Annotated in this window: 26 protein-coding genes; 10 read left to right on the top strand and 16 right to left on the bottom strand. The window is 58.4% G+C overall.

Features of this window, described 5'->3' with window-relative positions:
* Positions 1 to 18: 18 nt before the first annotated feature.
* The 3 genes from ACCW71_RS01940 to ghrA form a co-directional block, all read right to left on the bottom strand.
* Positions 19 to 492 carry a glycoside hydrolase family protein gene (locus tag ACCW71_RS01940; protein ID WP_436369264.1) on the bottom strand — a complete coding sequence of 158 codons (474 nt, stop codon included), beginning with the start codon at positions 490 to 492 and terminating at the stop codon, positions 19 to 21.
* A 1,087-nt stretch (positions 493 to 1,579) separates the two neighbouring features.
* Positions 1,580 to 2,317 carry a phosphatase gene (locus ACCW71_RS01935; RefSeq protein WP_436369262.1) on the bottom strand — a complete coding sequence of 246 codons (738 nt, stop codon included), beginning with the start codon at positions 2,315 to 2,317 and terminating at the stop codon, positions 1,580 to 1,582.
* Positions 2,318 to 2,356: 39 nt separating this feature from the next.
* A complete protein-coding gene (gene ghrA / locus ACCW71_RS01930) occupies positions 2,357 to 3,298 on the bottom strand; it encodes a glyoxylate/hydroxypyruvate reductase GhrA (protein ID WP_436369260.1) in 942 nt (313 codons plus the stop codon).
* Between the two features lie 211 nt (positions 3,299 to 3,509).
* Here ghrA and treA point away from each other — a divergent pair, with 211 nt between their 5' ends.
* Both treA and ACCW71_RS01920 read left to right on the top strand, forming a co-directional pair.
* Positions 3,510 to 5,192 carry an alpha,alpha-trehalase TreA gene (gene treA, locus ACCW71_RS01925; RefSeq protein WP_436369258.1) on the top strand — a complete coding sequence of 561 codons (1,683 nt, stop codon included), beginning with the start codon at positions 3,510 to 3,512 and terminating at the stop codon, positions 5,190 to 5,192.
* 192 nt (positions 5,193 to 5,384) lie between these two features.
* Positions 5,385 to 7,487, top strand: coding sequence for a TonB-dependent siderophore receptor (locus tag ACCW71_RS01920; RefSeq protein ID WP_436369256.1), 2,103 nt, complete (start codon positions 5,385 to 5,387; stop codon positions 7,485 to 7,487).
* A gap of 59 nt (positions 7,488 to 7,546) precedes the next feature.
* Here ACCW71_RS01920 and ACCW71_RS01915 read toward each other — a convergent pair whose 3' ends face one another.
* On the bottom strand, positions 7,547 to 7,795 hold the full coding sequence (locus ACCW71_RS01915; protein ID WP_009090782.1) for a GlsB/YeaQ/YmgE family stress response membrane protein: 249 nt from the start codon (positions 7,793 to 7,795) through the stop codon (positions 7,547 to 7,549).
* Between the two features lie 223 nt (positions 7,796 to 8,018).
* On the opposite strand from ACCW71_RS01915, the gene ACCW71_RS01910 reads away from it, so the two are divergent.
* The 3 genes from ACCW71_RS01910 to ACCW71_RS01900 all read left to right on the top strand — a co-directional run bounded on the left by ACCW71_RS01910 (position 8,019) and on the right by ACCW71_RS01900 (position 10,116).
* Entirely contained in the window at positions 8,019 to 8,753 is a 735-nt protein-coding gene (locus ACCW71_RS01910; protein ID WP_436369255.1) for a flagellar brake protein, read from the top strand.
* 96 nt (positions 8,754 to 8,849) lie between these two features.
* Positions 8,850 to 9,980 (top strand): mechanosensitive ion channel family protein, encoded by a 1,131-nt coding sequence (locus ACCW71_RS01905; RefSeq protein WP_436369254.1) that lies wholly within the window; start codon positions 8,850 to 8,852, stop codon positions 9,978 to 9,980.
* Positions 9,952 to 10,116 carry a hypothetical protein gene (locus ACCW71_RS01900; RefSeq protein ID WP_436369252.1) on the top strand — a complete coding sequence of 55 codons (165 nt, stop codon included), beginning with the start codon at positions 9,952 to 9,954 and terminating at the stop codon, positions 10,114 to 10,116. Before ACCW71_RS01905 ends, ACCW71_RS01900 begins: the two co-directional genes overlap by 29 nt.
* On the opposite strand, the gene ACCW71_RS01895 is transcribed toward ACCW71_RS01900, so the two are convergent.
* The 8 genes from ACCW71_RS01895 to ACCW71_RS01860 all read right to left on the bottom strand — a co-directional run bounded on the left by ACCW71_RS01895 (position 10,094) and on the right by ACCW71_RS01860 (position 19,141).
* Positions 10,094 to 11,512: an L-fucose/L-arabinose isomerase family protein gene (locus tag ACCW71_RS01895; protein WP_436369251.1), complete on the bottom strand. Its 1,419-nt coding sequence runs from the start codon at positions 11,510 to 11,512 to the stop codon at positions 10,094 to 10,096. The genes ACCW71_RS01900 and ACCW71_RS01895 overlap by 23 nt on opposite strands.
* Before the next feature lie 20 nt (positions 11,513 to 11,532).
* Positions 11,533 to 13,020 (bottom strand): FGGY family carbohydrate kinase, encoded by a 1,488-nt coding sequence (locus ACCW71_RS01890; RefSeq protein ID WP_436369249.1) that lies wholly within the window; start codon positions 13,018 to 13,020, stop codon positions 11,533 to 11,535.
* 2 nt (positions 13,021 to 13,022) lie between these two features.
* The gene (locus tag ACCW71_RS01885) at positions 13,023 to 13,967 is read right to left on the bottom strand and encodes a transketolase family protein (protein WP_436369248.1); all 945 of its coding nucleotides are present in this window, start codon (positions 13,965 to 13,967) and stop codon (positions 13,023 to 13,025) included.
* Positions 13,960 to 14,790, bottom strand: coding sequence for a transketolase (locus tag ACCW71_RS01880; protein WP_436369247.1), 831 nt, complete (start codon positions 14,788 to 14,790; stop codon positions 13,960 to 13,962). Before ACCW71_RS01880 ends, ACCW71_RS01885 begins: the two co-directional genes overlap by 8 nt.
* Before the next feature lie 184 nt (positions 14,791 to 14,974).
* The gene (locus ACCW71_RS01875; RefSeq protein WP_436369245.1) at positions 14,975 to 16,081 is read right to left on the bottom strand and encodes an ABC transporter permease; all 1,107 of its coding nucleotides are present in this window, start codon (positions 16,079 to 16,081) and stop codon (positions 14,975 to 14,977) included.
* 2 nt (positions 16,082 to 16,083) lie between these two features.
* Positions 16,084 to 17,598: a sugar ABC transporter ATP-binding protein gene (locus ACCW71_RS01870; protein WP_436369243.1), complete on the bottom strand. Its 1,515-nt coding sequence runs from the start codon at positions 17,596 to 17,598 to the stop codon at positions 16,084 to 16,086.
* Positions 17,598 to 18,197, bottom strand: coding sequence for a DUF2291 family protein (locus ACCW71_RS01865; RefSeq protein ID WP_436369241.1), 600 nt, complete (start codon positions 18,195 to 18,197; stop codon positions 17,598 to 17,600). The genes ACCW71_RS01870 and ACCW71_RS01865 overlap by 1 nt, the downstream gene beginning before the upstream one ends.
* Before the next feature lie 2 nt (positions 18,198 to 18,199).
* Complete coding sequence (locus ACCW71_RS01860) at positions 18,200 to 19,141, bottom strand: D-ribose ABC transporter substrate-binding protein (protein ID WP_436369239.1); 942 nt, start codon at positions 19,139 to 19,141, stop codon at positions 18,200 to 18,202.
* 183 nt (positions 19,142 to 19,324) lie between these two features.
* Here ACCW71_RS01860 and ACCW71_RS01855 point away from each other — a divergent pair, with 183 nt between their 5' ends.
* Positions 19,325 to 20,281, top strand: coding sequence for a sugar-binding transcriptional regulator (locus ACCW71_RS01855; RefSeq protein WP_436369238.1), 957 nt, complete (start codon positions 19,325 to 19,327; stop codon positions 20,279 to 20,281).
* Between the two features lie 10 nt (positions 20,282 to 20,291).
* On the opposite strand, the gene emtA is transcribed toward ACCW71_RS01855, so the two are convergent.
* Positions 20,292 to 20,921: a membrane-bound lytic murein transglycosylase EmtA gene (emtA, locus tag ACCW71_RS01850; RefSeq protein WP_436369236.1), complete on the bottom strand. Its 630-nt coding sequence runs from the start codon at positions 20,919 to 20,921 to the stop codon at positions 20,292 to 20,294.
* 166 nt (positions 20,922 to 21,087) lie between these two features.
* Between emtA and ldcA the strand changes: the two genes are divergently transcribed.
* Both ldcA and ACCW71_RS01840 read left to right on the top strand, forming a co-directional pair.
* Positions 21,088 to 22,011, top strand: a complete 924-nt coding sequence (gene ldcA, locus ACCW71_RS01845) for a muramoyltetrapeptide carboxypeptidase (protein ID WP_436369707.1) — start codon at positions 21,088 to 21,090, stop codon at positions 22,009 to 22,011.
* A 22-nt stretch (positions 22,012 to 22,033) separates the two neighbouring features.
* Positions 22,034 to 22,696: an MBL fold metallo-hydrolase gene (locus tag ACCW71_RS01840; protein ID WP_436369235.1), complete on the top strand. Its 663-nt coding sequence runs from the start codon at positions 22,034 to 22,036 to the stop codon at positions 22,694 to 22,696.
* On the opposite strand, the gene ACCW71_RS01835 is transcribed toward ACCW71_RS01840, so the two are convergent.
* The 3 genes from ACCW71_RS01835 to ACCW71_RS01825 all read right to left on the bottom strand — a co-directional run bounded on the left by ACCW71_RS01835 (position 22,697) and on the right by ACCW71_RS01825 (position 23,881).
* A complete protein-coding gene (locus ACCW71_RS01835) occupies positions 22,697 to 23,110 on the bottom strand; it encodes a GNAT family N-acetyltransferase (protein ID WP_436369234.1) in 414 nt (137 codons plus the stop codon).
* Positions 23,111 to 23,125: 15 nt separating this feature from the next.
* Positions 23,126 to 23,509: a hypothetical protein gene (locus ACCW71_RS01830; protein ID WP_436369232.1), complete on the bottom strand. Its 384-nt coding sequence runs from the start codon at positions 23,507 to 23,509 to the stop codon at positions 23,126 to 23,128.
* 192 nt (positions 23,510 to 23,701) lie between these two features.
* Positions 23,702 to 23,881 (bottom strand): hypothetical protein, encoded by a 180-nt coding sequence (locus ACCW71_RS01825; protein ID WP_436369706.1) that lies wholly within the window; start codon positions 23,879 to 23,881, stop codon positions 23,702 to 23,704.
* Positions 23,882 to 24,095: 214 nt separating this feature from the next.
* Here ACCW71_RS01825 and ACCW71_RS01820 point away from each other — a divergent pair, with 214 nt between their 5' ends.
* A complete protein-coding gene (locus ACCW71_RS01820) occupies positions 24,096 to 24,425 on the top strand; it encodes a hypothetical protein (protein ID WP_436369231.1) in 330 nt (109 codons plus the stop codon).
* Between the two features lie 61 nt (positions 24,426 to 24,486).
* A complete protein-coding gene (locus ACCW71_RS01815) occupies positions 24,487 to 25,044 on the top strand; it encodes a hypothetical protein (RefSeq protein ID WP_436369230.1) in 558 nt (185 codons plus the stop codon).
* Positions 25,045 to 25,060 lie beyond the last annotated feature (16 nt).

The raw sequence follows: 25,060 nt of genomic DNA, 5'->3' as shown, positions 1-25,060 counted from the left end.
CGTATGGTATCCCCTCTTCTACTTCCCAAATTTGTGTATGTAGCTTTGTATCTCTTCTTTGTCAGTCATAGTCCCGGCAAGTAGTTCACTCTCCATTAAACGCCTTGTATATAGCCCGTAACATAGCTTGTTAGGCTTACCGTGATGGTACTTAGAGCAATCATAATAGTACTTACCATTTCTGTGTTCCCAACAACCTTTAGAGTAATCAGGCTTCTTCTGAGAGACGTAACGCCATTGCAGTACTGCCTTACTTGCTTGTGCATAGTTACCTTCTGCGAGCCGTTTTTTTACTTTACTGCTATTCGCTACGTTTATACCTGCATTATATGCAAAATCCAGAAAACCTACAGTTGTTGAAACTGGCATTACTGGCAGATTGTTCAGTACTATTGTGTCCTTATAAAGAGTCTTATCAAGCAGTACATCACACTCTTTTTTATAAACTCTTTCTGTATAGCTCCTGTCATTTGTGGAACATAGCCATAACATAGAGTCGTAATACCAACAGGATCTTTATACGGCGAGTAACTACCGTTAGGATTCATTGATGGTAATCCTTCAAAGGTTACTACGCTTGTTCCAAACAGAAATATTACTCCTGCACTTACTCCCTTAATTGTGCTTTTTAAATCCATCCATAGACTCCGTTTTTAATATCTTGAAATCAGTTATATCAGTACAATCATGAATCTTTCCATCCACTACTACACATTGAATATAACTAATTCCTTTCGGCTCTGTTTGTTTACTATTGTGTGCAAAGAACTGGAAAGAACCGATAACAATAATAAGTTCGACAACAATCTTTTTATATAAAACTCTCATAAAATTAAATGTCAGGAAGGGAATTTGCTTTCCTTTCCTGATATTATTTAATTAAATAGTAAAAAAGAGGTCCAAATGAAATGAGTTTATTTTTCTTTTTTATCTTGATAATACTATTTAATTTTATTATAGCAGCTATCCAAAAACCGTATGAACTTAACTAAATTCCTCACAAACAAAAGTATTGCACCAATAGCGAGAATGATTGCGAACAAATCTTTTTCATTCAGATTAGATAATCCGAGCCCCGCTACTATTCGCCACCGCGCCGCGTAATATAGATAACGCAGTCGAGCCGCCACAACACACCTCCCCCTGAAAGAATGGTGATCGTCTTATTCCGGTCGCCGTGTAAAATTTTGTTCTACTGCGTAATCTCCTGAATCCGGGCAACTTCTTTTTCTGTGCAAAGCGGCGGGAAATAACCGTCAAGAACGATATGTCTGCCCGTTGGATAGGGTTATGGCGGGTTACTCATGGTGGGTTGTTCCTCAGCCCGATGGCTGGGCCAAGTAGTATAATCCTGGATCAACATTCAGTAAGGATGATTCTCCAGTATCCATCAGGGTGATTCTTTTATTCTCCCTATCTGCGCCCCCTGCTTTGCGTTATTCAGATCTCTAACGCATCAGGCCGCTATCTCAGCGGCCTGACTGACAGCTCCGGCATTCGTGCAGCATCAGCGATGCCACCCGCGATAAGTCCCCCACCTCACGCCATCCTGCGCCGGGTTTCCCTGAAGTAAAGTCAGTTAAAACTCAGTCAGTTCCGCAATGGTCTTACCGCTGCGCAGTTCGAGAAAGTCGAGCAGGCGACGCGGCGTGACATTTAATATCCGATCCTCAGGAAAATCGACCTCGCGGGCGATGCGCAGACAGTGTTCAAAGTTGCCGAGGGTAAAGGCGGTGTGGGAATCGGAGCCAAACGCCAGCCATCCACCGGCGTCGCGCACCGCGGCGGCGATCGCCCGGCAGTTCGGTTCGCTGCCCGGTCGGGAGTGGGTGAAAGAGGAGTTATTCAGCTCCAGCGCCACATTGTAGTGGGCCGCCGCCTCGGCAATTGCCGGAATATCAACCGGGAACTTTGGGTTGCCCGGATGACTGATGATATGCACCAGCCCGCTCGCCATCGCGGCAATCATCGCGTCGGTATGGTGTTTCCGGTCCCGCGGCGCATAGACCGGTTCGTGGAAGCCGGCGATGATCAGATCGAGCGCATCCAGCATCGGGCCGGAACAGTCGATCTCACCCTGCTGATTTTTAATATTGGCTTCGATACCGCGCAGGATCGCCACGCCATCGATCACCCGTGGCCAGATGCGCATATTGATAAAGTGCCAGTAGTGCGGCGCGTCGGCCATATCGGGGCCGTGATCGGTAATGGCAAACAGTTTCAGGCCCGCCTGCTTCGCCTGTGCCACATAGTCATGCAGCGTGCTGTAAGCGTGGGTGCTGGCAATGGTGTGCATATGCAAATCTACCGGATACATCCTCTTCTCCTGCTGATTGCCCCTGCCGGGGTCGGTTGATTAATAGCCGCGCTGACGATCCACCCGGCCCTGCGGCTCCTCGCCGGCCTGATGCTGGTTGATGGCGCGGGCAATATAGTCGATAGCTTCGTCGATCAAAGTTACCGCCGCATTATGCGGCGTAATGGTGACGCGCGGATGGGACCAGAGCGGATGCGTCTCAGGCAGCGGTTCAACCTGAAACACATCAAGCGCCGCACCTTTAAGCTGGCCGCTCTCCAGCGCGTGCAGCAAATCCTCTTCAACCACCTGTGCGCCACGCGCGATGTTAAGCAGGAAGGCGCCGTGCGGCAGCTGCTGCAAGAAGTCACGGTCGATCAGGTTAATCGTCTCGCTGGTGCTCGGCAGCAGGTTGATCAACACCCGCGTGCCGTGCAGAAAATCGTGCAGCGCCTCGCGACCGGCAAAACTGGTGACGCCGTCGATCTGTTTGGGCGAACGGCTCCAGACCCGCAGCGGGAATCCCCAGGGACGCAGGCTCTGCGCCACGCTCTGCCCCAGCACGCCAGCGCCCAGAATGCCAATGGTGAAACTTTCCCGTTCAAAGGCGGGCAGCGGCTGCCAGCACTGTTGCTGCTGCTGAAGGCGGTAGTCGTCGAAGCGGCGGAACCAGTTCAGTACGCTGTGTACCGCATACTCCTGCATCTGGCGCGCCATGCCGGTATCCTCCAGCCGGAACAGCGGCACGCTGTCGGGCAGCATTTCCGGGTGCTGTTGCAGCTGCTTCAGGATCTCGTCTACGCCCGCGCCCAGTGCAAAGACGCCGCGCAGAGCGGCGCGCCCCTGCAACATCTCAACCGGCGGGGAACGCACCAGCGCGTAATCGGCCGGGCCCGTGTCGCCGGGCTGCCAGGCGCGGACCCGCGCCTGCGGCAGACGCTGCTGTAAACCGTTAATCCAGGCCGCAGCGGATTGCGACGGGTGATACCAGATGATCTCCATGCTGCTCTCCTTTTTTTTGCTTCAGCGTCGGGGAAAAGTGGAGGGAGAGCAAGAAAAAACCCGCCAGGCCTGACGAATTTTTCCATAAAAATAATTCCCGTGGCTTCACATTTCCGGCTCGCCTCAGGGTGAAGTGGTCAGATAAGGTCTAAAGTTGGTCCTGTGGTCAATGCGTTACGTGCGGCCGCGTTTCGGACAAGGAGAAAAACCGATGACAAAATTTGAGGTAAACGCCGCTGACCGGCGTCAGCGTTATGCGCCCCTTCTGCTCACCTTACTGCTGAGTGTGCCCGCTTTCACCGCCCATGCCGACGAGACCCGCATGCTGAATAATCAGCCGCAGCCGCCGGATGTACGTTTAGGACCGCTATTTAATGCCGTGCAGCAGGCGAAGTTCTATCCCGATCAAAAAACCTTTGCGGATGCGGTGCCTAAATTCGATCCCGCCTCCATTCTTGCCGACTGGCAGATGCAGAAGAAACAGCGCAATTTCGATCTGAAACGCTTTGTCGATGCCAACTTTACCCTGCCTAAAGCGGGCGACAAATATGTGCCACCGGCCGGACAGAATCTGCGTGACCACATTGATGGCCTGTGGCCGGTGCTGACCCGCACCGCCAGCAGCGCCGGCCAGTATGATTCGCTGCTGCCGCTCCCCAAACCCTATGTGGTGCCGGGTGGTCGCTTCCGCGAAATCTACTACTGGGACAGCTACTTCACCATGCTGGGTCTGGCGGAGAGCGGACACTGGGATAAGGTGCAGGATATGGTGGATAACTTCGCCTCCCTGCTCGACCGCTACGGTCACATCCCCAACGGCAACCGCAGCTACTACCTGAGCCGTTCCCAGCCGCCCTTCTTTAGCATGATGGTCGATCTGCTGGCGACGCACGACGATGGCAAGGCTTACACCCGCTATCTGCCGCAGTTGCAGAAAGAGTATGACTACTGGATGGCGGACAGCGACAGCGTCGCCGCCGGATCAGCCAGCAAGCGGGTCATCAAACTGGCCGATGGCACCCTGCTCAACCGCTACTGGGATGCGCGCGACGTGCCGCGAACCGAGTCATGGATGGATGACATCGCCACCGCACAGAAAGCGCCACAGCGTAATAAAGCCGAACTCTACCGCGAGCTGCGTTCTGGTGCGGCGTCGGGCTGGGATTTCAGCTCACGCTGGTTTACCGATGCGCATAACCTGGCGACCATCCGCACCACCCAGCTCGCCCCGGTGGACCTCAACAGCCTGCTGTTCCATCTGGAGCAGACGCTGTCGAAAGGCTACCAGATGAATAAGCAGCAGGATCGGGCGAAGCAGTTTGCCGATCGCGCGGAGAAGCGCCAGGCGGCGATTAACCGCTATCTGTGGGACAGCAAACAGAACTGGTACGCCGACTACGACTGGCAGAAAAAGCAGGTCCATCCGCAGCTGACGGCGGCCACCCTGTTTCCGCTCTACCTGCGGGTCGCCAGCGATAAGCAGGCGGAAAGCACCGCCCGCGCGGTGGAGAAACAGCTGCTGAAACCGGGCGGTCTGGTGACCACCACGGTGAATAACGGCCAGCAGTGGGACGCGCCTAACGGCTGGGCCCCGCTGCAATGGGTGGCGGTTGAGGGACTGGAGCACTACAACCAGCCGAAACTGGCGAAAGAGGTCGGGCTGCGCTTCCTGCAGAACGTGCAGAGCACCTACGACCGCGAGCATAAGCTGGTGGAAAAATATGTGGTGGAAGGCAAAAACCTCGGTGGTGGCGGCGGCGGTGAATACCCGCTCCAGGATGGTTTTGGCTGGACCAACGGCGTCACCCTGAAGCTGCTGGACAAGTATTGCCCGAAAGAGAAAACCTGTAACAGCGCCCACGATATTCCGCAGGCGTCTGCCTCTCAACCCTGATCCACTCGGGATACCGCTGGCCTTGCCGGTGGTATCCCCCCACCTGACTCAGCGAATTTTACTTGACCTTCTTTCATCAACAGGCAAAATTGCAGCGAATTTATAAACGGTAATAATTCTCAATATGATAATGAGATTACCTATCATTAATTTTTCCAACCTGCCTGAGCCTTTGCTATGAAAGGAATTTCAATGAAACTGCCATTGCCGCTGAAAGGTTATTTTCCCCTCTGTACGCTGGCGCTGACCGCGCCGGTCCTGAGCTTTGCCGCCGATGATATGGTGGTCACGGCCCAGCCCACGGAAACCGCTGCATCCCCGACCCAGGGTTATCTGGCGACCACCAGCCAGGGCGCGACCAAAAGCGATCGTCCGCTGGTGACCACGCCCCAGTCGGTGTCGGTGGTGACCCGCCAGCAGATGCAGGATCAGGGCGCGCTGACGCTGAATCAGGCACTGGGCTACAGCGCCGGCGTCTTTACCAACTTCGGCGGTGCCGCCACCCGTTACGACACGGTCGCCCTGCGCGGCTTCCACGGCGGTGATGTGGATAACACCTTCCTCGACGGGATGCGGGTTATGAGCGACGGCGGCAGTTTCAACGTATTGCAGGTCGACAACGCCTTCCTGGAGCGAATTGATGTGATCAAAGGCCCCTCGTCAGCGCTCTATGGTCAGACGGTGCCCGGCGGGCTGGTCAATATGGTGACCAAACGCCCGCAGTTCAGTGAAGAAGGACATATTGAGGTGCAGGCGGGCAGCAACGCCACCACCGGCACGATGTTTGACTACACCAACGCGATTAACAACCAGTGGGCGTTTCGTCTCACCGGCGTGACCCGCAACAGCGATACCCAGTACGATCACACCCGGGAAGAGAAATATGCGCTGATGCCACAGCTGATGTGGCAGCCGGACGAAGATACCCAGCTGATCCTCAAAGCCTATCTGCAAAAAGATCCCTCCGGCGGCTATCACGGTTCGGTTCCCGGTGACGGCAGCATCACCGAACATAACGGCTATAAGCTGAGCAACGGCTTTTACGAAGGCAACAGCAACCTCGACCAGTTCAAGCGTCGCGAGCAGATCTACAGTTTCGATTTCACCCATCGCTTTAACGACGTCTGGTCTTTCGCCTCAACCGGCAGCTACAGCCACTCCGATGTCGATCTCGATCAGGTCTATCAGATTGGCTGGGATGCGGTTAACCCCGACCTGCTGAACCGCTACTACTCGGGCGAACGTTCTTCGCTGGCCGCCTGGTCCACCGATAACCGCTTACAGGCGGAGTTTGCCACCGGCGAGCTGGAGCATCGCGTGACCCTGGGGGCGGAGTATCACCGCTATAAGAATGAAATCAGCGCCGCAGGCGGCATGGCCACGCAGCTTAATGCCGTCACCGGCGAGCAGGTGGGTGACATGCCAGCCTACAGCTGGGCGGACAAAACCCGTCGCTACTACCAGACCGGCCTCTATTTGCAGGATGAGATGAAGCTGGACCGCTGGCATCTCGATCTCTCCGGCCGTTATGACCGTATTGTGGCTAACAACAGCGGCAGCGATCGCCGTCAGGACGATCACATCAGCGGACGCGCGGCGCTGCTCTACGCCTTCGACAACGGCGTCTCGCCGTACGTCAGCTGGAGCCAGTCGATTACCCCGACGGCGCTGACCGATCGCAACAATAACCTGCTGAAGCCCACCACCGCTGAGCAGTATGAAGCGGGGGTGAAATATCAGCCAGTCGGCACGCGCGATCTCTACACGCTGGCGCTCTACGACCTGACGCAGAAAGATGTGGCGAATCGCGACGTGCTGACTGCGACCTACACGCCTTCCGGTAAAGTCCATTCACAGGGGATTGAGCTGGAAGCGCGGAATCAGTTGACCCCGCGCCTGAGCACCGTGGCAAGCTATACGCTGAATCACCTGCGCTATAAAGATTCGGTGGATGGCAATGATGGCCATACGCCTTACGTTACCCCCAACAGCATGGCCGCTCTCTGGGGCCACTATCAGTTTGATTACGGTCTGAGTGCGGGCGCGGGCGTACGCTACATCGGCAAACAGTGGGCGGACAACGAAAACACGACCCGTCTGCCTTCGGTAACACTGTTTGACGCCTCGGTTCGCGCTGACCTCGGCGTCTGGAACAGCAGCCTGAAAGGGGCGTGGGTACAGCTGAACGCCAATAACCTCACCGACCGCAAATATGTGGCGGGCTGTTACGGCACCGGCTACTGCTACTGGGGTGCTGAACGCAGCGTGATGGCGACGGTAGGCTACGACTTCTGATCGCCAGACGTGAAAAAGGGGACGAATTTTCGTCCCCTTTCTTATTTAAACCGTTACGGTTAACTGCGCACTTTACGGTAGATAAACAGCACCACGATGGCACCAATCACCGCAACCACAAAGCTGCCGAAGTTAAACCCGTCGACGCGGCCGAAGCCAAACAGCGTACTGATCCAGCCACCCACTACTGCACCAATAATACCCAGCACCACGGTCAGAATAAAACCGCCACCATCTTTGCCCGGCATGATCCACTTCGCCAGAATACCTGCGATTAAGCCAAAGACGATCCAGGAAATAATACCCATCTGTTGCTCCTTCCTTTTTATGATTAAATCGTGAACGCCTGATTAATCAAGCGGTTTACCGCGATAAGTATAGCTGGCTTTTCAGAAAATGCGGGGTCGATCAGGGTAATTATTGCCGGAAGCGCAACTAAAGCTTTTTTATGCCGCGCCGATAACGGAGACGAGGCAAAAAAACAGAACAAATACAGAACAAATAAAGCATCAACTTTTTGGGAGCCGGGACGTGAGAGAAGCCGACCAGGAACAATTTTTAAAACGTGGCACGCTGGCCGTTCTTGGCGTTATTAAAGATCTGCTGCGCTTACAGACGCCCCTGCTGGTGCGATTTCCCCGTGGGCAGTTTATCAGCCGGATGCTGGCTGCCGACGAAGATCGCCTGCTGTTTGACCTCGGCAGTAATAATCTGGATAACGAATATGCCTTAACCAGCGACGACATCAGTATCGCGGCGGATACTCAGGGGGCGAAGGTCGAGTTCAGCCTCACCGGGCTGGAGCGGGTGGAGTTTGAGGGGCTGCCGGCCTTCAGCGCACCGCTGCCGGCGCTGCTGTGGCAGATCCAGCGCCGGGAGTTTTTCCGGGTCTCCGCGCCGCTGGAGCCGCAGTTCTGGTGTCACACCGCGTGGCCCGATGGCCGTAAAACCCGCCTGCGGTTACAGGATTTATCCTTAGGCGGCATCGGTGTACTGGTGGATGAAACGCTGCCGGAAGGGTTGCAGAACGGCGACAGCTTTGATCATTTTCGCGTTGAGCTCGGCGAGTATGGTCACTTTGACGTGCCGGTAAAGCTGCTGCACATTGGCGAGCGCAGCGTGGTCACCCACAAAAATGAAACCCGCATCACCCCCCGTCTGAGCTTTCGTTTTGCCACGCTCAACCCGGCGCAGGAGCGACAGCTTCAGCAGATCATCTTTGCCCTTGAGCGCCTCGCTCACGATAAAACCACCCGCTTCCAATAACCCCTTTACAGGATGTGCCGCACAGGTGCGGCGCATCCAGGCTATGCTTCTTGCTTGTTTTCTTTTTACCGGAACCCAGCAAGGAGACCCTCCCCAATGGAAAACTGGCTCTCTTCACGTCGTTTTCAATCCCTCTTTTTTAACCAGCAACTCTGGCTCAACAGCGCCATCGTGGTGATCGGCACGCTGGTGATCTACTGGATATTACGTACCCTGATTCGCTTTATCTCCAACCGGATTGCCCGCTACAGCGAGCACCGCCATGTGCGGGCTACCGCGATTCTGGTGGAGATACTGCGCAGCACCAGCCAGAGCCTGCTGCTGATCTTTTCGCTGCTGATTGCGCTGAAGTTTGTCGATCTGCCCGCCTCCTGGAGCGTGACCATTGCCCACGGCTGGTTCCTGGCGTTGATTGTCCAGCTCGCCCTGTGGCTCGACTGTGGCATCCGGCTCTGGCTGCAAAGCCTGCTGCGCGATCCGCTGCATGTGCGTAATCCGGTCACCACGGTGATCCTCGGCATCCTGCTGCGGGTCGTGGTCTGGGTGATGATGTTCCTCGCCATTCTGTCGAATATGGGCATCGATATTACCGCGCTGGTGGCCAGCCTCGGCGTCGGCGGTATCGCGATTGCGCTGGCGATCCAGACGGTGCTGAGCGACGTCTTCGCCTCGCTGGCGATTGGCTTCGATAAGCCTTTTGAGCATGGCGACTTTATCGTGTTTGGTGACATTGCCGGTTCTATCGAGCACATCGGCCTGAAAACCACCCGACTGCGCAGCCTGAGCGGTGAGCAGATTGTCTGCTCTAACACCATTCTGTTGCAGCAGACCATTCACAACTACAAGCGTATGCAGCAGCGCCGCATCGTGTTTAAGTTCGGTATCAGCTACGCCACCCCGTCTGAACAGGTGCGGGAGATTAGCCCGCTGGTAAAAGAGATTATCCAGGGCGTTGAAACCACCCGCTTTGACCGTGCCCACTTCCTGGCTTTTGAAGATTCAAAACTGACCTTTGAAGTGGTCTATTTTGTGCTGGATGCGGATTACAACAAGTACATGGATATTCAGCAGGAGATTAACCTGCAACTGATGGCGGCGCTGGAAGCGCGCAATATTCGCTTCGCCTTCCCGATCCGTCAGGTGGAGTTCAGCGGCGGCAATCTGCCGCCGGTGGACCTGGTGGCGGTGGAAAACGAGGATGGCGAGGTGCGCCGACTGGCCCGCTAAACGCTCTGCCGCCGGTCAGCCTGCCGCCCTGCTGCGGCAGCTGAGCGGCAGCCCTCGCTTTGAACCGCTCCACAGCCCGCAGGTGCGCTACCACGCCGCCTGCGGGCTGCCTGCTACTGATGGCGATAACAGCTAATTCCCAGATACTCGCTGAACGCTTCCTGTAACACATCAGCCGTCGCCGAGTGGTTCATCGCCACATGATGTTCAAAACCATTGCGGCAGATCCACGCCAGCAGCGACTCCAGCCGTGGCACCTGGATCACCGCGCGGCAGCCCACCGTGTCCAGCGGATCGGTGACCGACATCCCTTCTCCCACATAAGCCTTAATTTCGCCGCTGAGGTCATCGGTGGAGAGGCGGAAATAGGTGAGATCACCCTGCTTCATCCGGCCATGCACCGCGCCACAGGTGTTCTCTTTACCTACCGTGGTGCCGATAATATCCGCCGTCCCCATCGTCGCGGACTCCAGACTGGCGCTGGCGAAATTGCCGCAGTGGAACAGCACGCATTTGTCGCGCTCGTCGCCGAAGTTATTGTTCCAGTCGGCCAGCGAGGCGGGAGAGAGTGAACAGCTGGCGAGCGCGTACATCGACAGCGCGCCCATCACATCCACTTCGCAGGCGCTGGGCATCAGCTGCCCTGACATCACGCTCATGATCGAACAGACGTTGATCCCCAGATTCTCCTGGAGCGAGGTCCAGCACTGAATGGCGGTGGTATCAATATCGTTATCGCTGACCCACTCGGCGATCACCACGAACAGCTTAGCCATGGTTTGCAGCTTGTCGTCCGGGATACCGCGCGCATCGGCGTTGGCCTCCAGAATCGCGCGCTTCTCCGCGACGCGGATGTCATCGTCACGCAATCGCTGGGTGCGGCTGAAGATCTCCGAGAGATCGAGGGTTTCCACCGCGATCCCGCTCTTTTCCAGCAATTTTTCGCTGTAGCGCACGGTATTGAAACCGGCGGGCCGCGCCCCAATCGCGCCAACCCGCACCCGGCGCATCGCGTTCACCACCCGACAGAGCTGGCTGAAGCGCTGTAAATCCTGCATGAACACCTCTCCGCTCAGGGCGCAGACGTGCTGACGGGTCAGGGTAAAAGGGATGCCATATTGCCGCAGGTTGTTGCAGAGCGAGATTTTGCCGCAGAAGCTGTCGCGACGGGTCGCCAGACCCATTTTGTCCAGATTATCCTCCTCCGCCTGCACCAGCACCGGCACATTCAGCCCGGCCAGCCGCAGCGCTTCGGCAATCGCTTTTTCATCGCCAAAGTTAGGCAGCAGCACCACAATGCCGTGGATCGCCTCGCGATGCTGGCGAAACAGCGCGGCGCAGACTTTCGCCTCCTGCCGCGTCTCCACGCCGCCAAGATTCGTCTGCGTCTCATCCAGCATCACCGTCCTGATCTGCATCTTTTCAAACAGCGCGACCGCCTGCTGGCGCGCCTCGCCCACCAGATAGCTGGGAAAAAACCCGCGGTTACCGATAATCACGCCGAAGGTTAACTGCTGAGGAAGTGTTGACATGGCTCTGCTCCAGAAAGGGATTAATGTGGCTGATACCGACAGCGTGCAACCGCGTCGATCCAGCCTTTATAGTTCGCCTGCATACGTGGCGCGCTCGCTTCGCGCGGCATAATGACGCTGCCGCCCTGTAACGCCTGCATATCACTGCCCTGCTGCCACCATCCCAGCACTTTGCCCGCCAGCAACGCCGCACCCAGCGCGGAGACCTCAGCGGTAGGCACCCGCTGCAACGGGCGCTGTAGCACATCCGCCTGGAGCTGCATCAGCCAGCTGTTTTCGGTGGCGCTGCCGTCGACACAGAGCGCCGGAAGCTGCTGACCGCTGGCCTGCTCCATCGCGAAAAAAACATCCGCGATCTGCCAGACGATCGACTCCAGCGCCACCCGCGCCAGTACCTCGGGCGTGGCGGCGTCGGTGAGTCCGCACACCATGCCGCGTGCCTGCAAATCCCACCAGGGCGCACCCAGGCCGGAGAGCGCGGGCACAAAATAGATGCCCTGGTTATCGTCGCAGCGCTGCGCCATCGCGGTGAGCTGGCGCGGGTCCCGCACCCCCAGCAGATTCCCGAGCCAGGCGGCGCCGGAACCGGTGTGGGTGATGTTGCCTTCAAAGGCAAAACGCAGGGTGCCATCGTGCCAGGCCACGGTGGTGCTGAGCCCATTTTCAGTCAGCAGCGGCGTCGCCATCGACATCATCAGCGAGGAGCCGGTGCCATAGGTGGCTTTCACCACCTCCGACTCCCCACGGCGCTGCGCCTGTAAGGCGGCGTGGGAATCACCAATGCGCGCCAGAATCGGGGTGCCGGGCGCTAAGCCGGGAATATCGTTGACCGCCACCACGCCCTGCTCGCTGGCTGACGAGGTGATGCGTGGCAGCGCGGCGCGCGGCAGCTGAAACAGCGCCAGCAGTTCATCATCCCAGTCGCTAAGGTGCAGACTGTAGAGCTGGGTACGGGAGGCGTTGGCATGATCGGTAATAAACACCTCGCCCGCGCTGAGCTGCCAGGTGAGCCAGCTATCGACCGTTCCGATGCAGAGTTCACCCGCCGCGGCCCGCGCCGCGCCGTCGGGAATGGCGGCCAGCATCCCGGTCAGCTTGGCGGCCGGAAACATCGGGTCCACCGCCAGACCGGTGAGTCCGGTAATACGCGGCGCTTTGCCCGCCTGACGCAGATCGCGACACAAGGACTCTGAGCGCCGATCCTGCCAGCTCACCAGCGGCGTCAGCGGCTGGCCGTCACGCCGCTGCCAGATCAGCACCGACTCACGCTGATTACTGATCGCCACCGCCGCCACCGGCGCACCCCCGCAGTCCGCCAGACAGTGGGTTATCGCCTGTTTGACCGCCAGCCAGATCGCCAGCGGGTCCTGCTCCGCCAGCCCGGGCTGCGGATGTTGCAGGGTTAAACTCTGGCTGCCGCGCGCCACCACGCGGCCATCACGGTCAACCGCAATCGCTTTGGCGTTGGTGGTGCCTTCGTCAATCGCCAGAATCAAGGGTCCCTTCATCATTACGCTCCTGCGCAGATGCGCACTGCACTGTTGACCACGCTGCTGGCGTCAATACCGTGGTGGGCGCGAGTGGAGGCGCGATCCCCGGCAATCGCATACTCCCCATCCGGGATGCCCAGCCGTAACAGCGGGATCGCGCAGCCGCCTTCCGCCAGCACCTCCGCCACCAGGCTGCCGACCCCGCCATTGACGTTATGCTCTTCGACGCTAATCACCGCTGGATAGTGATTTAACAGGTCGCGCAGCTGTTGGGTATCGCAGGGTCGAATCGATGGAACCGCGATCACACCTGCTGAAATGCCCTGTTCAGCCAGTTGCGCGGCGGCGTGAACCACCTCGTGAACCGTTGAGCCCATCGCCACCAGCGCGATGTCGCTGCCTTCGCGCAACAGGTCGATGGCACCAGGCTGGAACTGGTAGCTTTCATCGTGCAGCTGCGGCAGATCTTTACCATCCAGCCGGATATAGACCGGCCCGACATGCTCCAGCGCGTAATCGATAATCTGACGGCACTCCAGCGGACAGGACGGCGCGTAGATCTCAATGTTGCCAAAGCCGCGCATCACTGCGATGTCGTCAATGCTGTGGTGGGTGCTGGCAAGCGGGCCATAGCTCGCCCCGGCGTTGAGGCCGAACAGTTTGACGTTGGTGTTGTTGTAGCAGACGTCGACCTTCACCTGCTCATTGGCGCGCGAGACCAGAAACGGCGCGGCGTTACAGGTGACGGCGATTTTACCGCCCAGCGCCAGCCCCGCCGCCGTGCCGACCAGCGTCTGCTCGGCGATGCCGACGTTAATCAGCCGGTCGGGAAACGCCTTGATAAAGGGGGCGATTTTCGCGGTGGAGGTGGAGTCCGCCACCACCGGCACCAGATCGACTCCGCGATTTACCGCGTCGATAAACGCTGTCACCATGACGCTGGCTAAATGTTGTGCATTACTCATCTTTCAGTTCCTCCAGTGCCAGTGCGATCTCTTCGCCTTTCGGCACCCGGTGATGCCATTCGGCTTTGCTCTGGATAAAGGAGACGCCAAAGCCTTTTTCGGTATGGGCCACAATCACCTGGGGTTTGCCGTTCTGCGGCAGGTTTTCAATGGTTTCCACCACCGCGGCCATGTCGTTGCCGTTGCATTCGCTCACCTCCAGCCCGAAGGCGCGCCATTTTTCCGGCAGCGGGTCGGTGTTCATGATGTCGCGGGTCGCGCCCGCCAGTTGCAGCTTATTCTTGTCATTAATAATGATCAGGTTGTCGAGGCCGTAATGGGCCGCGACCAGTGCCGCCTCCCAGTTGCTGCCTTCGGCCAGCTCCCCATCGCCGGTCACCACAAAGATGCGGCGCGAACTGTTATCTTTTTTCGCTGCGATAGCGATGCCCACCGCCACCGGCAGGCCGTGTCCCAGCGCGCCGGTATTCAGCTCGACGCCCGGCGTTTTCTGCCGTACCGGATGGCCGGGCAGATGCGAGTCGGCGTGCTGATAGGTGGCCAGCCACTCGGTCGGGAAGTAGCCCGCCTCCGCCAGCACGCAGTAGTAGCCGCCCACCGCGTGGCCTTTGGACTGGATGTAGATGTCGCGCTGATCGTCACTGGTGCGATCCGGCGCGCAGTTGAGAATGCGGAAGTAAAGCGCGGTGAGGATCTCCACCTGTGACAGGTCGGCACCGGTATGACCGCCCGCCGGGCTGCCTGCGTTAAGCTCAATGATGCGGCGGCGGATTGCACGCGCCCGGCGCTTAAGGTCGTCGACCGGAAGATTGAAAGGATTCATACACTACCTCTGAATTTTAAATCGGTTATGAATATATATTCACAGTGCCTAAAAAAAATGAGCCTGAAAAACGCGCGTCAGGGGTGAGCTATAGGGCCCGCCGCCGTCGCGCTGCCTGTTGTTCACCCGCTGCCACCGCCGCAGGCGAGATAGCCTGGCCGCCGGTGGCGCGGGAAGTTACCGGTTACTCTTTTGCTGGCGCGCCCTCCTCGATTAACGCTTTCTGCGCCACCACCGCCGCCTTCTGCTGCATCCGGCTCTGGGTCTGGTCGATGATCACGGCGATGATGATGACGATGCCTTTGATCACCATCTGCCAGAATTCGCTGACGCCCATCATGATCAGGCCATCCGCCAGGAAGCCGATGACAAAGGCACCAATCAGCGTGCCGACGATGGTGCCGCGTCCCCCGGCCAGCGAGGTGCCGCCCAGCACCACGGCGGCGATGGCGTTCATCTCAAAGGCGGTGCCGTTTGCCGGATGGCTGGCAACCAGCTGCGAGGAGACCACGATGCCGGCAATCGCCGCGCAGAAGCCCGACAGGGTGTAGACCAGAATTTTCACCTGGCGGGTCTTCACCCCCGACAGCTCAGCGGCGCGCTCGTTGTCGCCGATGGCATAGACCTGACGGCCAAACGGCAGGCGGCGGGCGATGTAGGCGATCACCAGCGCCAGCACCACCATCATCCAGATGGCATAGGGCAGCCCGAGCAGCGTCCCGGCCCCAATACGATCGAAACCGGTGTTACCCAGCAGCGGATTGCCCTGCAAACCGGGAAAGGTCTCGCCGCCGGAGGTGAGCATCGCCGCGCCGCGCAGGATGTACATGGTGCCGAGGGTGCAGATAAAGGGGGCGACATTGTAGCGGGTAATAATCCAGCCGTTGCCCGCGCCAATCAGCGCGCCGATCAACAGCACCACCGGCACAATCACCCAGACGCTGGGGAAAATGGCGATACCAAACATCGGCAGCACAATGCCTTTGGTGATCAGCCAGCCGGCGATCATGCCGCACAGCCCGAGCGTCGCCCCAATCGACAGGTCGATACCCGCCGTGATGATGACAAAGGTGATACCCAGCGCCAGAAAGGCGTTGATGGCGATATGTTTCACCATAATCACCAGACTGCCGGTGGCGAGAAAGTCCGGCACGGTGAGGGCGAAGAAGCCGACGATCAGAATCAGCGCAATAAAGGTGCGCAGCTTCAGCAGCAGCAACAGGAGGCTTTCGCGGGAACTGAACGCTTTAGCCGGAAGTGTGGTCAGCGCGACGCTGTTATTGCTTTTCATGCTCAGAACCCCTGCGCACTTGCTTTCACCAACGCTGCCTCTTCCGCCTGGTCGCGGGGAAGATCAGCCGTAAGTTTGCCGCCCGACATCACCAGGATGCGATCGGCTACCGCCATAATCTCTTTCAGATCTGAAGTGGAGAACAGCACCGCAATGCCCTGCTGCGACAAGGCCACCATCATGCGGAACACCTCGGCTTTCGCGCCGACGTCAATGCCGCGACTCGGCTCATCCAGCAGCAGCAGACGCGGATTGGTCAGCAGCGCGCGGCCAATCACCACTTTCTGCTGGTTGCCGCCGCTCAGGGCGCTGATGGCGACGTCCGGCGAGGAGATTTTGATCGCCAGGTTGCCCACCGTCTGGTTTACCGCCTGCTGCTCCGCCTGATGCGCAATGGCGAAGCGATGCGACAGCCGCCGCCACAGGCTGGCGATGGTGAGGTTACTGGCGACCGAGGAGACCGGGAAAATCCCGGCGCGTTTGCGATCTTCCGGCACCAGGCTCATGCCCATGCGGATGCGGTCGGCGGTGGGCAGACGGGTCGGCAGCGGTTTGCTGTCGAGCCACAGCCTGCCCAGGTAGTTACGCTGGCTGCCGAGCAGACACTCAAACAGCTCGGTGCGGCCCGCCCCCATCAGCCCGTAGATGCCGACAATTTCACCGGCCCGCACCTGAAAGCTGACGTCATCCACCAGGGTGTTGCCGTTGGGGCTGACACAGGTGATATGCTGCGCCTCCAGCACCGGCGCACCAAACTCACGCTCATCCGGCAGAAAGGTGGTGACCGGTTCGCTGCCCAGCATCTCACGCACGATCCACGGTACATCGATGCTGCTGACCGGCGCTTCCGCCTGAAAACGGCCGTCACGCAGAATGGTGATCACGTCGCCAATCGCCATCAGCTCCTCCAGCCGATGGGAGATATAGATGAGGGTGACGCCCTGCTGCGTCAGGTCGCGGATCACCCGGAACAGGATCTCCACTTCGGTTTTACTCAGCGCCGAGGTCGGCTCATCAAGGATCAGGATGTCGGCATCTTCCGCCAGCGCTTTGGCGATCTCAACCAGCTGCTGCTGCCCCACTTTGAGATTACCGACCCGCTCATGGGGCGAAATCGGCTGGTCAAGACGCGCCATCAGCGCCGCGGTGCGGCGTGCCTGCTCCGCCTCGTTGATCGGTGCCAGCCCGCGCTGGATCTCGCGGCCCAGAAACAGGTTCTCTGCTACCGTTAGGTTTTCAAACAGGTTCAGCTCCTGATGCACCATGCCGATACCGTGGCGGGCGGCGTCGCGGGTGCTGCTGAGCGTCAGCGGCTCGCCATTCAGAAACAGTGAACCAGCGGTGGGCTGCTGTACTCCCGCCAGAATCTTCATCAGCGTCGATTTGCCCGCCCCGTTTTCGCCGATGATGACGTTAACTTTGCCGCGCCACACCCGGTAGTCGACGCGATCCAGCGCCAGCGTGCCGGGGAACAGCATCGATATCTGTTCGGCCCGCAGAATGATCTCATCGTTCATCAGGGCGTCCCCCGCTTCAGTTCAACCGCCACCACATCCTCAACGCTGTTCTGCCCGATAGTTACCGCCAGCAGCGCCTGCACCGGCTGACCGACCCAGCTGGCATCCAGCGGCGGCAGCTGTTTTACCGCGTGGCGATTGAGCGCCCGCGTCAGCTGGGCGTACTGCACCTGATTAGTAAACTCTTCGAAACGGAAACCGGCGGCATCCCGGATGGCGTTACTGCGCAGCACCGGGCCGACGCTGACCGCCACCGGCTTGCCGTTGATCTGAAGCGTCAGGGTACGTTCGCGCGGGTTGCTCTGGTCAAACGCGCTGACCGTGCCGCTGGCCCGCACGAAAACGCTGTCGCGCCCGCCGGGCTTAACCGTCTGACTTTTCGCCTGCATATCCGCCCAGCTCAGGGCATGGCTGCTGGCGGTGCTCATCACCCGCGGCCCCCAGCTCTCCTCCGCGATCTGCTGCGGCGTCTGGGTGGTGTAGCTGGGTTTCGCATGCGGATCTTTCGGCAGGATCGGCTTGCCATCCCCGTCGAGATCCACCACGGTGCAGGCGCTGAGCAGCGCCACGCCGGTTAATATCGCCAGCATCCGTTTCATGGCTATTTCGCCAGGTTGAAGTTTTTCAGCTTAGCGGCGTTGCTCTCGTCAATCAGCACGCAGTCCATCAGCTGCTTCTCCTGCTTCTGCGCTTTGCCGTTCTTCAGGTAGTAATCCGCCTGAGTTACCGCCATCTGCGCCTGATCCCAGCCCGGTTGCAGCACCGTCGCTTTGATATTGCCTTTATTAAGAATCGAGTCGCGGGTGTAGTCGCTGCCGTCAAAACCCACCACGATCACCGAGGTTTTCCCGGCGGCCTTCAGCGCCGCTTCCGCCCCCAGCGCCATGGTGTCGTTACCGGAGATGACGCCGACGATGTTGGGGTGTTTCTGCAACAGGGTCTCCATGCGGCTGAAGGCTTCGGTCTGGCTCCAGTTGGCGCTCTGCTGGGCGACCATTTTCATGTCGCTGTAATCATCCAGCACGTCGTGATAGCCCTGTGACCGCACGCCCGCGTTGGTATCGGACTCTTTACCCAGCAGCTCCACATAGTCGCCCTTGCCGCCCAGCAATTTGGCAAATTTCTCTGCCCCCAGCTGCGCCCCCTGATAGTTGTTAGAGACAATCTGTGCCACGGCGATACCGCTTTTATTGATCTCGCGGTCAATCAGGAAGGTGGGAATACCGGCATCTTTGGCTTTCTGCACCGGCCCGACGGTGGCGTCGGCCCCGGCGTTATCAAGAATGATCGCTTTGGCTTTGCGCGCAATCGCGGTCTCAATCAGCTGGTTCTGCTTGTTAACGTCATCATCATGGGAGGCGACCAGGGTGGTGTAACCCAGCTCTTTGGCTCGGGCTAACGCGCCTTCCGCCTCGGCTTTAAAGAAGGGGTTGTCGTGGGATGGGGTGATAATCGCCAGCAGGCCTTGCTCAGCCGCCAGCGCCGTTGCAGAAAATGCGATCATCGAAGCCAGCAGGGTCAGTTTAATCAGAGGACGAGTCATTATTTTTCTCCGCTTGAATATATATTCACACGCGATTTTATATGCATAATGACTATGCGCCTGCGCGGCAACGCCGTCCAACGCGCGATGATCAAAAAGCGAAAACGATCACAAATTAACCTGCGTTGTGATTTTGATCTCCATGGTTAACAATACCAGGCAGGATCAGAGAGGGAAAAATCGATGGCAAAACAGGATGAACAGCGACTGATGGTGAAGATTGCCACCCTTTACTATGTCGAAGGGTTGAAGCAGTCTGAGATAGCGCAATCGCTCACCTTATCGCAGTCGTTTGTGTCACGCATTCTTAACCGCAGCGTGAAAGAGGGGGTGGTAAAGATCAGCGTGGTGCCACCGGCCAACGTCTATCCGGAGCTGGAAAAGGCGATTGAGCAGACCTACAACCTGCCGCAGGCGATTGTGGTGGATGTGCCGGATCAGGCGTCGCCGTTGCAGATTAAACAGGCGATTGGCTCGGCGGCGGCCCACTATCTGGAGACGCGGCTGCGTAATGATGAGCTGATTGGTATCTCGTCGTGGAGCGGCACCATCCGGGCGATGGTGGATGCGCTGCATCCGCTCAACAGCGCCTGTAAAGGGGTGATCCAGCTGCTGGGCGGCGTTGGGGCTAACGGCAACGTGCAGGCGACCATTCTGACGCAGAACCTGGCGGCGCTGCTCAACTGCCCCGCCTGGCTGCTGCCGTCGCAGTCGATTGAACATTCGGTCAGCGATCGCCAGCGGCTGGCGGCCAACCCCGAGGTGGCCGAGGTGCTGAGCAAATTTGAGCAGGTCGATCTGGCGATTGTCGGCATTGGCGATCTGGAGCCCTCGGCGCTGCTGCGTAATTCCGGCAACTACTACGACGGCGAGATGCTGCAAACGCTGGCGGCGCGCGGCGCGGTCGGGGATATTTGTCTGCACTATTTTGACGCCTGCGGCGAGCCGGTGCTGAAAGCGGAGGAAGATCCGGTGATCGGCATGGAGCTGGCGCAGGTGAAACAGTGTCCGCAGGTGGTGGGTCTGGCGGGTGGCCGGGAGAAGGCGCAGGCGATCCGTGGCGCGCTGCTGGGCGGTTATATCAAGGTGCTGATTATTGACTACCCCACGGCGCGGCTGCTGCTCACGCCGCAGGGGTAATCACTATCAGTCAGATGGTGCGATAGGCGGTGGTGACTTTCCACAGATAGCGCGGTGCCTGCGCCGCCGGATGCTTGTTCTGCACATGCTGATAGAACTCATCTGGTGACATGGCGTTGATCATGGCGATAGCCCGATCGCGGTCGCTGGAGAAGGTCCGCAGCAGTGCCCCTGCGCCGTTGGCATAGGAGACGATGGTGGCATAGCGCAGCGTCAGCGGATCGCGGATGCCAGACAGCGCCGAATCCTGAAGGATGCGGATATAGGCGGTGCCAATATCGATATTTTTGGCCGGATCGCGCAGCTCGGCCGTGGAGGGCTGACCGCGGCGGCCCAGTGTGCGATAGACTTCACGCCCGGCGGTTGAGGCCTTAATCTGCATCAGCCCCACCGCGTTGGACCGGCTGACCACCCCAGGATTCCCACCCGATTCGACACTAATAATGGCGCTGATCAGCTTCTCATCAACACCATAATGACTGGCGGCATCTTCGGTAAACATCGACCAGGCGTTATTGATGCTGGACGGCGGAGCCTGGGTTAACGGCGTGTTGCGCTGTTTCACAGTCTGATGCGGTGGCTCGCTGGCGCAGCCGGTCAGGAGTAACGCTGAGAGGATAAGGTGTCGAATTTTCAGCAATTTTTCATCTCTTCGCAGAAGTGGCGAATGCTATCATACCCAGCCCCGGTGCAAGCAAAATTACCGTTAATCCTAAATGCATGAAAAAAGAGTCCGTACCGTGACTTCAGCGAGGCTTTTCGTCATCATCGCCGGGAGTCAGGTGCGCTAACAGCAGGAAAGTATGATGATTTCACGTTCGGTTCGTCTTATTGCCCCCTCCGGTTACTGTCACAACCAGCCTGCGGCGCAGCGCGGCATTGAGCGGCTGCGGGTGGCGGGTCATCGGGTTGAGAATGAGCAGGTGATCGGCCGCCGTTTTCAGCGCTTCGCCGGCAGCGACGCGGAACGACTGGCCGATATTAATCAGCTGGCGGGCCTCACTCCCCTGCCCGATGTGGTGCTGGCGGTGCGCGGTGGCTATGGCGCCAGCCGGTTGCTGGAGTCGATCGACTACATCGGGCTGCAACGCCGCCTGCTGAATCAGCCGCTGGCGCTGTGCGGTCACAGTGATTTCACCGCCATCCAGCTCGCCCTGCTGGCGCAGATCGGCTTAATCACCTTCAGTGCGCCGATGCTGGCCGGGAATTTTGGCGCAGCGACCTTATCTGAATTTACCCTCAACCACTTCTGGCAGGCGATAACATCCCCTACAGTAAACGTGTCATGGCAGAGTGAGACGCCGGATCAGGGTGCCTGGCAGGGCACGCTGTGGGGCGGTAATCTGGCGATGATCTGTTCGCTGATTGGCACCCCCTGGATGCCGCAGATTGAGGATGGCATTCTGGTGATCGAGGATGTGAATGAGCACCCGTTCCGCATTGAACGGATGCTGATTCAGCTGCAACAGTGCGGCATTCTGGCGCGTCAGCGGGCGATCGTCACTGGCAGCTTCACCAGCACCGCCCTGACGGAGTATGACAACGGTTTTGATTTCAGCAGCGTCTGGCAGCGACTGCGTGACACCACCGGTCTGCCGGTCATCACAGCGTTAGCGTTTGGTCATGCGGCTGATACCGTCACGCTGCCGCTTGGGGCCAGCGCGCGTTTACAGGTCAGCCAGGGCCAGGCCCATTTGCAGGCGACCGGGCACCCTGTGCTGCGCGGATAAAAAACGTTTCAGGAGATCGACATTGAAGCCGTTGTATGACGATTTGTGGATCTCAACCCCGGAATTTCCGGTGGAAGATGCCGTTAATGACCTGATGATGCATGGCTTTATGCTGCGTCACCCGCGCGGCAACCTGCTGATTGGCCGGGTGGAAAACCCGCTCGATCATGAAGTGCTGGCCGATGCCGGCGGCGTGATCCGCCACTATCTGACCCACTGGCACGAATCCGCGCCGGGAACGGCGCTGATCCAGCAGCGCTTCAGCAGCGCGCTCTACTGTCACAACCGCTCGCTGGGGCCGATCAGCCGTTTCGCCGAACCCGATGATACCTTTACCCAGCCGGAGACCCACTTCGGGGATTTTCAGCTGTTGCCGACGCCCGGCCACACGCCGGGCAGTTGCAGCTATCTCTATACCTCACCGCTGGGGCTGACCTATCTGTTTGTTGGCGATACGGTGACGCGCTCGCACGACCGCTGGATCACCGTACTGGTGCCGGACAGCAATCCCGCCGAGCTGAGCCAGACGCTGGAGTTTTACCGCTCGCTGCGTCCCGATGTGGTGCTGATGAGCACCACGCGCGGGCATCTGTCGTGGAAAAAAGTGACGCTGCCCGGCTGGCTGGCGGCGATTGATGAAGCGGAGCAGAACCCGCTGGATCTGCGTCAGCAACCGCTGTTCTGATTACAACGCTTTAGTCAGATAGTGTCGCTGATGGTGACGCGGGTAGTCAGCCAGGCTGAAGCGCAGGGTGTAGCCAAGCTTTTCATAAAAGGGGCGCGCCTGAAAACTGACGGTATCGACCTGGGCGAAGCGGCAGCCGCGCGCACGCGCTTCCTGCTCCGCCGCCTGAATCAGCTGACTGCCGACCCCCTGACCGCGCAGCGCCTCACTCACCCACAGCATCTCTATCCGCAGCCAGTTGCCAGCGGTCGATCCGGTCAGACCGGCCCGCTTACTGCCCTGCCCGTCAGTGATAAACACCCCGATCGATTTAATCTCATCGACATTAATGAACCGGCTGTTAAACGCGGTCAGACCGAGCCTGACCTCATCCAGATCCTGCGGCGTCACCTTGTCAGTTATCTTCAGTTGCATAGTGGCTCCTGCAAATCAGCTATCGGAGTGCTGACGATCGTCATAGCGCTCCAGGCTCAGGGCATCAACATCCCGTTTTTCACTGCGGCTGCACGGCAGCAGTTTATCGCTGTCGCGGTAAACAAAGAAGGTCGCCTGACTGCGCTGGTTAACAATCAGCTGATCGCCGTTGCGAAAACGGGTGATCGCCACCCGATCGCCCGCCTCCAGCCGGGTTCGTTGCTGACCGGCGGCAATCTGGAAGTGTCCCGGCGGCCACATTAAGGTAGTTAAACCATAGTCGGCGCGCGAAATGATCATGGTCGGACGACCGGGGCAGTTGAGCTGAAATTCGGTCTCGCTCCATGCCGGGGCGGCGTGGCAGGCCAGCAGGCCCAGGGCGATCAATGCTGCCTTCATGCTGTCTCTCCGCTGAAGTGATGAATTTATTGCGAATTTTCAGCTTAACACATGACAAAACCGGTGACAGGCGCAGGGGCGATCGCCGCAAGGCCATTAAAAAATAGAATTGATGGGGAATTTTGCGGAAACTTGAGAAAAGGTAAAGTAATCCAGCCAGTGTCACACCCTGCCACACTGGCTGGAGACAGCTTAATGTGCTGCCACCTCGGCAGCCACCAGCATCAGCGCCAGCCCGGCATTGTCGCTGTCATAAGCCTGCATCGCGGCGCGAATATCCGCTGAACAGGCGAGCACCTGCTGCTTTTTTTCGCTCTCAAGCTGATCGATCGCGTGGCGAATAATCATCAGACTTGCTTCTTCTTCATTCATCATTTATCCCTGGATTGGCCTAAGTGGTGCCTAAAGAAGCCAAGAATAGCGTTTAATGATGCCTAAAGTCACCTTTTTACATTCCTGTTGCTTAACCATTAAACAAATGTCAAACAGGAAGCGTACCGGAAACTGCTATGATTAAATAACCAGTGACGCAGCAGAACCGAGGCTGCGCCACACACGCCCAGGGATTGAAGCAGGTAGAAAAATCATGATGCGATTCAGCATTTTTATCCTCATCGCACTGTTGACTGGATGTTCATCTGGCCCGAAAGGGGTGGAGTGTCCGGGCGAGGTGGCGACGATTTATGGTCAGCCGATGGGGCAAACGCAGGGGGTGATTTTCGACCTGGTGACCTCCTTCACCGTGACGCGGGAGAATGTCAGCGTTGAGAGCGGTCCGTTACAGTCGCTGGATCGGTTTAAATATGTTCCCTCCGCCGTGACGCGCGAAGGCTATTACGCCCAGCGCCTGTCCGACAAACAGTTCCGCCTGATCAACCCCTGGCAGAACACCGAGATCACCTGGACCTGTCCATAGGGGATGAATCCTGCTGGCAGATGGTTTATTGTCAGGAAACGTCAGGCAGCAGGTTTTCTCCATGGAAAAGCGACTGGATAACAACGGTTATATCGACTTCCCCTTCCCCGCCACCCGTAATGCGGATGGCTCAGTTAACCCCTGTGGTTTTGATTTAACGCTGGAGACCGATCGCATCGATGAGATCGCGGTGCTGAACCATTCCGCGAATCTGCGACGACTGGTGGAAGAGGTCAATTTGCAGGAGGGGCTGTTTATGACGCTGGCCTGTGACTGGCAGCAACAGCCCGACGCGGTCTGTGGCTTTATCGATGTGGCGTTCCGTCCCGACCTGCTGCATCACGACCACGCCGAGGCGCTGCAACTGGAAACGGCCTTTAACCACTATCTGGCCGGGCAGGAGCAGCAGCATCAGCTGCCGGCCGAGACGCTGGTGAACTACGCCCGCTCGGTGCTCGACTGGAGCTGGTCGCCGCTGCGCCAGCGTCAGCGCGCTTATGAAAAGATCACCATTCAGTACTATTGCCCGCAGGCCGATGACGCCGAATGGTGTTTTGATCACCTGCGCCATTTCCTGGTGAGCGTCTACCCGGCCTGCGTCGCGGCCCGCTCACGCTGATCCCTTTTGCTCCCGG

Origin of the sequence: Pantoea sp. C2G6 (genome assembly GCF_051336815.1) — a bacterium.
Classification (GTDB): domain Bacteria; phylum Pseudomonadota; class Gammaproteobacteria; order Enterobacterales; family Enterobacteriaceae; genus Pantoea.
The sequence above is the reverse complement of the archived record's forward strand: the minus strand, read 5'-3'. Positions and strand labels throughout refer to the sequence as shown.